Genomic DNA, 1,009 nt, shown 5'->3' on the forward strand with positions numbered 1-1,009 from the left:
AGATCAACGAGGCGTATTCCGTTTTGGGAAAGAAGGAAGCACGCGCCGCCTATGATCGGTCGCAGATCAGGTCGTCTGCCCACCGAGCGACCGCGGACCGCCCGTTTCACCCCAGGAAAGCCGGCAGGCGCCCGATACGACCTAGCCCGTCGATGCAGCCCGGCGGTAGCTTCTCGCAGCCGCTAGAGACCAACGAATGGCTGATGGGCCTTTTCCTGCTGATCCTAACCGCTGCACCGATCGCTACAATCCTGGTTCTGTGGAATGAGGAATCCGGATTGGTACCTACAGTTCGACGCAGCGTCGTCGCTCATCCCGTGCCTGAGCCTCCTGCAAAAGCCGTCCGCAACTCATCGGGCACAAAACTCGGACTTGGACAGCCTGCTTCCTAAACTTTCGCCCAGTCGCGACGTTCGAGTTCGCAGGGTCCGGCGCCAAAAGCGGTCGTAACGCGGAGATGAACGAGCGGCCAAGTTGGGAAGGGACCGCAGACGTCTGCTTCTGGGGTCAAAGCAGCCATTACCACGGAGAATATGCCTCCGTCGCAGCTTATAAGTAGCCTTTGAAAACCGCGGTTTTCACCGGCCCGGAAGCGCAAAGGACCCATAGAAACCCTACTGATTTTGGGCCTCGGTGCTCGCCCGCAAATGAAGGTAACGGGCCGAGAAATCTCCTGCCATTCGTAACGTGTCTACGCATGGTATTCGAATCTGGCTGCCCTTCCTCTTTTCAATGAGGTTATCAGCCTCGAGCGATCTGAGCATCCTGTTGACGTGGACTGCGGTCAGACCTGTTGCGTCACCCAACTGCTCTTGGGTCAACGGGAAATACATAACGTCTCCCGTTGTGAGGCCACGCGCCCTTGTCCGCACTATGTGCTCACAAGGCAAATGAGCAATACGTGTGCGGGCATCTCGCCGACCGATGTTCAATGACCATTCTCGACTAGGGTCAGGACCCATTGATGTGAGAGGCGCGATCTGATTCAGGCTCCGTGAGGAGAGCGTGG

2 protein-coding genes are annotated in these 1,009 nt (G+C 57.6%); one reads left to right on the forward strand and one right to left on the reverse strand.

Annotated features, from left to right (window positions below):
* Positions 1-392, forward strand: a 392-nt coding sequence (locus ASE89_RS21395) for a hypothetical protein (protein ID WP_236701882.1), incomplete at its 5' end; no start/stop codon positions are given.
* Positions 393-614: 222 nt separating this feature from the next.
* Here ASE89_RS21395 and ASE89_RS21530 read toward each other — a convergent pair.
* On the reverse strand, positions 615-962 hold the full coding sequence (locus tag ASE89_RS21530; protein WP_082451785.1) for a helix-turn-helix domain-containing protein: 348 nt from the start codon (positions 960-962) through the stop codon (positions 615-617).
* Positions 963-1,009: the final 47 nt, after the last annotated feature.

It is taken from the genome of Sphingomonas sp. Leaf30, from assembly GCF_001422525.1.
In the GTDB taxonomy this organism is placed as follows: domain Bacteria; phylum Pseudomonadota; class Alphaproteobacteria; order Sphingomonadales; family Sphingomonadaceae; genus Sphingomonas; species Sphingomonas aerolata.

Coding starts and splice junctions, on each gene's coding strand:
- ASE89_RS21530 (WP_082451785.1), bottom strand. CDS start 962: ATGGGTCCTGACCCTAGTCGAGAATGGTCATTGAACATCGGTCGGCGA.